General features: G+C 46.8%; 7 protein-coding genes. 3 read left to right on the forward strand and 4 right to left on the reverse strand.

Translation table 11 applies throughout. The annotated features are described in order from the left end of the window. Window positions 1-265: 265 nt before the first annotated feature. On the forward strand, window positions 266-409 hold the full coding sequence (locus tag B3D59_RS12420; protein ID WP_286820149.1) for a hypothetical protein: 144 nt from the start codon (window positions 266-268) through the stop codon (window positions 407-409). Here B3D59_RS12420 and B3D59_RS12425 read toward each other — a convergent pair. Genes B3D59_RS12425 through B3D59_RS12440 form a run of 4 tightly spaced genes read right to left on the reverse strand, consistent with a single transcriptional unit; the run spans window position 406 to window position 3,354 of the window. Next, window positions 406-867, reverse strand: a complete 462-nt coding sequence (locus tag B3D59_RS12425) for a CYTH domain-containing protein (protein WP_286820150.1) — start codon at window positions 865-867, stop codon at window positions 406-408. The two genes, B3D59_RS12420 and B3D59_RS12425, sit on opposite strands and share 4 nt — an antisense overlap. 14 nt (window positions 868-881) lie before the next feature. After that, window positions 882-1,616, reverse strand: coding sequence for a ParA family protein (locus B3D59_RS12430; RefSeq protein ID WP_286820151.1), 735 nt, complete (start codon window positions 1,614-1,616; stop codon window positions 882-884). Then, window positions 1,613-3,196, reverse strand: coding sequence for a CHAD domain-containing protein (locus B3D59_RS12435; protein WP_286820152.1), 1,584 nt, complete (start codon window positions 3,194-3,196; stop codon window positions 1,613-1,615). Before B3D59_RS12435 ends, B3D59_RS12430 begins: the two co-directional genes overlap by 4 nt. Then, complete coding sequence (locus tag B3D59_RS12440; RefSeq protein WP_286820153.1) at window positions 3,193-3,354, reverse strand: CopG family transcriptional regulator; 162 nt, start codon at window positions 3,352-3,354, stop codon at window positions 3,193-3,195. The genes B3D59_RS12435 and B3D59_RS12440 overlap by 4 nt, the downstream gene beginning before the upstream one ends. Before the next feature lie 70 nt (window positions 3,355-3,424). Here B3D59_RS12440 and B3D59_RS12445 point away from each other — a divergent pair, with 70 nt between their 5' ends. Then, window positions 3,425-4,381, forward strand: coding sequence for an exopolyphosphatase (locus tag B3D59_RS12445; protein ID WP_286820154.1), 957 nt, complete (start codon window positions 3,425-3,427; stop codon window positions 4,379-4,381). Window positions 4,382-4,802: 421 nt separating this feature from the next. Next, entirely contained in the window at window positions 4,803-5,672 is an 870-nt protein-coding gene (locus B3D59_RS12450; protein ID WP_286820155.1) for a diacylglycerol/lipid kinase family protein, read from the forward strand. The last annotated feature ends 171 nt before the right edge of the window (window positions 5,673-5,843 follow it).

Genomic DNA, 5,843 nt, shown 5'->3' on the forward strand with positions numbered 1-5,843 from the left:
CCCTGTTCAGGAACAATTCCGAAGATTTCAGGTCAAACTGCGTGGACATTTGTTGTTTTGCCGGAGTCGGCTCACGTTCTATGAAATTTTTTTGTTCATCGGGGAACATGATGTACTCCAAATTATTTTACCTAACGTTACAAAAATAACTTTTCAAAGAATTAATAACCTAAGGCAAATATAAACTAAGAAAATAAGAATTGTATTAACAATTTACCCTATGAAAACTTCACAGGCAATCAAAAATTTTTAACATATCAAAAATGTGACCGTTACGGCAGGCGGAACCACGTCCCTGGATGTGAATTTTTCAGATGCGTCCATGCAGATGAAGGAATTTGTGGTAAAAGGCCAGGCAATAGAGATGGCCCAGGGCTTGAACCGGCAGAAAAATGAAGGCGTCGGTTAGGGCATGCCGTTTTCGGCAAGGCTTTTATTTTTATATCGACTGTCTTCCGTCACATCCGGTCCAAACCATTGGGGCGGAACAAAGTCCCTGGCCTGGGCTTCGTCACCAAATTCCACCTCACATAAAAAAAGGCCTTCAAGGGCACCTGAAAATTCATCAATTTCTGCGGTAAGGCCATTTTCAAGGATGGCTTTGGACCGTTGTTTTTCCACCTGGCGATCCTGGGTCAACGGCCACAGATGATGAAAATCCGATTCATTGATCCTGATTTCCGCTTCATCCCGCACAAGTCCCTGGCCCCGTTTAAAAGTCATGAAAAATGCATCGCCTTTCTGGCGAAGTCTGATCTCAACAGAATCCCGGGATTTGGAAATATAGCCCTGCCGGATACAGATTGTGGATTTCAAAACAATTTCCGGCATCTTTGTCAGCAGAAACTTTCGTTCTATCTCTTTCATTTTACGCTGTTCCCTTAAACCTGAACTTCCTGCCACAATTGTGCATAGGCTGCCACAGCTTCTTCTTTCCCGGCATAGGACAGGGCCGGTGCCCTGTGGACACCCATACGCTCAATATGGGTGGAAAAAGGTATCCAGGTATTCATCACCTGCTCATGTCCGGCCCGGATCTCTGCCATAATCTCAAGGTGCAGGGATTTACTCTGCTGAACCATGGAAAAAAACGGGAAGATTTTGGATGACTTATATCCCTGTTTTTTAAAAAACGCATACAGTTGTTCAAGGGTTCTTTGGGACAGGGTGGTGGGGATCACCGGCACCATAATGCGGTCCGCCACCTTGAATATATTTTCTGAAAGCAGGGAGATATTGGGGGGGCAGTCCAAAATAACAATGTCATATTCACCATCAACCGGCTTCAACGCCTTGTTCAGCCTGGAGCGGCTCTTTTTCATCCGCGACAGAAAAATATCAAAATCCCTGAAACTCATGTTGGCCGGCAAAAGGTCCAGATTATGAAAATCACTTTCTCTGATGGCTTCTGCAAACTTTTTGGTATCTTCAAAAAAGGTATTGCTTTTGAGTTTTTCCGACGGTTTCACACGAAAATAAAATCCTGAAGCACCCTGGGGATCAAGGTCGCACAAAAGTGTCCGGTTACCGCTTAACGCGCTGGCATATGCAAGGTTGACCGAGGCAGCGGTTTTTCCCACACCGCCTTTGTTTGAATAGCAGGCAATAAGTTTCATAAATTTTTATCTCCGTATGAATCAACCTGATTTTTGTCTTGCTCACCGGTTTCAGGGTTCGGGTTTGCCGCAATGCGCTTTAAATCAAACAGGACCTTAAAGGCACCCTGTGTCTCGGGATTGTAAAGCTGAGACAGGTTTTCAATAATCATCCGGCGCTCTTCCAGCTGTTTGCGGTAAAGCATGGCCGTCAACGCCCCGATGCTTTCGGCCAAGGCCTTGGCATTGGGTCCGGTGCCCGGGTAACGATCGAGACACTGGGCCAGGGTGACCTGCTGGACAGACTGGTCATTGAAACTTCCCAGATGGTCCTGCAACCCTTTAAGGGTTTTCAGCAAACTCTTTACCTGTTTATCGTCAAATAAGGGCTGGGCCGATTCAATCAGGTATCGCAATTTTTTGCACTGGATGCGCAGTTCATGAATGGTCTCATCCGGGGTCTTTTCGGTGATAGTTCCGGCAAGCTTGCATACCTTTTTATATCGTTTCAAAACAAGGTCCGCGGCAAAAACCTTTGACGGGGCATCGGCCTTGGGGCCTTTGGGCAGGTCTTGGGGATTCTCAAATAACTTTTGAATAGATTTTATCTGTTTTTTGTAGGCCTTGGACGTAAGCATGGCCGTAACCTTTCCAAAAGCCTCATCCCGATCCTGTTGCAGCAGTTCAAAAAGCAGTTCAAGGCCCGGATGGGCATGGGGGGGAACCAGGGCAAAATAATCGTCCCTGGATAAAAGATAAACATCCCGGTCCCGCATCATGTTGGTATCCTGCATAATATCCCTGAAATCCTGTTTCAGTTGGTCAAGGGTTTCGGTGGCCACCACGCCTTTAAACAGGGTAAGCACGGAACGGACCTTGCGCAGACTGACCCGCCACTGATGAAGAAATTCGGTGTCAATATCGTCTATCAGTCCGGATTCGTTGCGGCGTGTCACCTGCAAAAAGCTCTGCACAATGGTACAAAGAGTTGTCCTGGCAGGGGCATTTTCAGACAGGTGAATATCCGGCTTGGATGTGTAATCTGAAATCCTGAGTTTGAGAACCTCTGCCGGAAGCCCTGCTTTTTCCATTTTTTCCAAAACACCGCAAATCAGCGCATGGCTGTCGCTGTAGCCTCTCATGGGACGGGTCATGAGCCAGGACCAGACCTTCTTGCCACGGCTCAACGTGATTGATTCAACGCGGCAGCAGGTTTTTTGCTCGTCGTCTAAAACACTTAATGTATCCCGAATGATAGTCACCTGCCCTGCCGGCGCAAATGCCCGCAAAGCAGACAGATCCAAAAGCAGGTCCCTGACTGGTCCTTGGGGAAGTTCCCGGGCAAATCGCCATTCAGATTCCGGTGCAGCCTGGACCGTTAAATCACCTGACCAGCAGAGCCTGATCAGACCGGATTCAGCCTGGATTAAAAGGGCACCCGAATTATAAACCGCCGCATCAAAGGTATCCAGAATCGTCCCCTCCTCAGGCTCACATGTATTGCCTGCCAGGGTCATATTTTCATCTTTGAGTATATCATTTATCTTTTTGACATTGATACCGGCCGGCAGCATAAAAATTTGTGGGGAAGGAAGATTCATTGTTCCGATGTTTCCTTATTCTTTTTAATGTATTCAAGAATCAGTTTTTCAATAATGCCCTGGACACTGGTCTCTTTTTCAATGGCCAGGATTTTAAGGTCCTTGAGCACTTTTTTATCCAGCCTTAAAGAAGTGTTCACCTTTTTAGTTTTTACCATGTTAGATCCTTGTTAATCTTTGTTTTACACCTTGATATGATGACGTCACTCAATTAGAATGTCAATCATTATGGATTCAATGACAAAATATGCCGCCATCGACATCGGTTCCAATGCCGTCCGCCTGCTTTTAGCCATGGTATCGGAAGAATCGTTCGGACTTCGGGTAAAAAAAATCTCCTGGATGCGCATGCCCATTCGTTTAGGTGAAGACGCCTTTTTACGGGGTACGATCTCGGATGAACGGGCCTGTAAACTAACAAAAACCATAGGTGGTTTTGCAAAGCTCATTGATGCGTACCAGCCTGTGGCGGTCAAGGCCTGTGCCACTTCAGCCATGAGATCCGCCCAAAACGGCAGGCAGGTATGCCGCAGAATAAAGGAACAGACCGGGATTGACATCGAAATTATCAACGGCAGACAGGAAGCCCGGTATCTTTTCCAAAACCGCCACGAAATAATGACATCATCGGAAAAGGCTGCTTTATTTGTGGATGTGGGTGGCGGCAGCACCGAAATCACGTTGTTCTGTGACGGCAAGGTCCAGGACAGCCGTTCCTTTAACCTGGGCACCATACGTTTGCTTAACAACCGGGCACGGCAGCAGGACTGGGATCTTATGAAATCCTGGCTGACAAAGATCACCCAGGGACACGAACCTGTAGAGGCCATTGGCAGCGGCGGGAACATCAACCAGCTGTTTAAGCTGGCCAAGGGCCGGCCCGGGACATGGGTAAGCCGGAAAAAAATAAAAAAAATCCGGGATGAACTGGCTGCTTATCCCCTGGAAGAACGGATGAAGCGCTTTTATTTGAAACCTGACCGGGCAGACGTTATTATCCCGGGTGCACGGATCTATATTAAAGCCATGAGTTGGGGACGGTGTGAAAAAATCCATGTCCCCATGCAGGGCCTTGCCGACGGCATAATCCGGGTTTTGCACGACAAGAGGATGCAGGCACAGTCTATGGAAACAAAAATAGATGCACCTGAAATTGAACCGGCACTGGCTAAAGCCTATTTTTAGCACAATACCGAATCAATGGTGTCAATAACACTTGGTTCACAGCGTCCAAGCGAAGAGAGTCCAACCAGGGCAAATTTCAAAACCTTGATAACAGGGTCTTCCGGACTTTCAAAAACTGTCCAACGTATTGCCTTAGGAATGAGATTGAAATAACTTAACCTGGGAGCGCGGGTGTTCCGCCCGCATTTTTACTGCGGGCGGAACACCCGCGCTCCCGGATTTAACAAAATGGGCAAGTTATTTAGGATCGGTTCCTTAGTAATGGAGACCAACACAGGATAAGACCGGAGAAAATCAGTACAAAGCAGAGGAACCGGCATTGTTTTTTAGATGGTATCCTTAATTAAATCCCCCCTAACAAATTCATAATGCAATTTTTACAAAAAAAATAACAATCCGGACCAAAATAACAAAGGTTTTTATGAATATCCTGATCATAGCCAACCCGGTTTCAAGTGGCGTAGATATCCGGAAAACAGCCCGCAGACTTGCGGTCCTCCTTGAGGAAAGGGGGCACGCGCCGCAGATCTATCTGACTCGGTACAGAGGAGATGCAAGGCATAAAATGTCCAGCATCGATAACACGATCGACAGAGTCGTGGTTGTGGGGGGTGACGGCACTTTTAATGAAGTGCTGAACGGAATTCCTATGGATCTTGGCATTCCCATCACCCAACTGCCTGCCGGGAATGCCAACCTTCTCGGAAAAGATTTAAATTTGCCAACGAGCTGCCGTGTCATGGCAGATCTTTTGGAAAATGGAAAAATCGTTCAGGCGGACCTGGCTGAAATGAACGGCTCAAAATTTATCATGGTGGCTGACGTGGGGTTCGGTGCCCGAGTCACGGAAGAAATGAAAAAAAATCGCCGGGGTAAAGTTAACAACTTCAGTTACCTGCTGCCGATATTTCGAGCTCTGGGGGACTTGCCTCGGATTTACGAGGTTTTCGTGGATGAGACCCATTATGCCAAAGGAGCCATGGTTCTGGTCAGTAATGTAAAAACTTATGCCGGTATCTGCACGGTTGCCGATACCGCCGGCATAGATACAGGTGTGCTGGATGTTGTGGTCCTGCCCCAGACCCGGGCCAAAGACCTGATCAATTATATGGCCCATATTTACTTTGGCAATTTGCATTCCGTAAAAGGAGTCCAATACCTGAAAGGCAAAAAAATTTCCATTCAGTGTAAAAACCCTATGCCGGTGCAGTTAGACGGTGATTTTTTTGGCCGGCACGAAGAGGTCAATATTGAACTCTCGACAACAGGCTACCCCATACTGGTTCCCTGATCCTGTATGAGGTAACGATACGATGCATACAACTTAGGCCTCGAAAAAGGAATCACAGAAAACAATCATAAATAGCTTACATATCTTCAGAAAGTTTATTTTTCTGTAACTTAGTCTTTCCTTTCTTTACGACCATCCGGGATGTCGTTTTCAGCCTCTTTTCCGCATTTT

The organism is Desulfobacter sp. UBA2225, assembly GCF_002348205.1.
In the GTDB taxonomy this organism is placed as follows: Bacteria; Desulfobacterota; Desulfobacteria; order Desulfobacterales; family Desulfobacteraceae; genus Desulfobacter; species Desulfobacter postgatei.

Excerpts from the sequence above, each read along its gene's own strand:
- B3D59_RS12445 (WP_286820154.1), top strand. The coding sequence starts at position 3,425 with ATGGATTCAATGACAAAATATGCCGCCATCGACATCGGTTCCAATGCC.
- B3D59_RS12440 (WP_286820153.1), bottom strand. The coding sequence starts at position 3,354 with ATGGTAAAAACTAAAAAGGTGAACACTTCTTTAAGGCTGGATAAAAAA.
- B3D59_RS12435 (WP_286820152.1), bottom strand. The coding sequence starts at position 3,196 with ATGAATCTTCCTTCCCCACAAATTTTTATGCTGCCGGCCGGTATCAAT.
- B3D59_RS12450 (WP_286820155.1), top strand. The coding sequence starts at position 4,803 with ATGAATATCCTGATCATAGCCAACCCGGTTTCAAGTGGCGTAGATATC.
- B3D59_RS12425 (WP_286820150.1), bottom strand. The coding sequence starts at position 867 with ATGAAAGAGATAGAACGAAAGTTTCTGCTGACAAAGATGCCGGAAATT.
- B3D59_RS12430 (WP_286820151.1), bottom strand. The coding sequence starts at position 1,616 with ATGAAACTTATTGCCTGCTATTCAAACAAAGGCGGTGTGGGAAAAACC.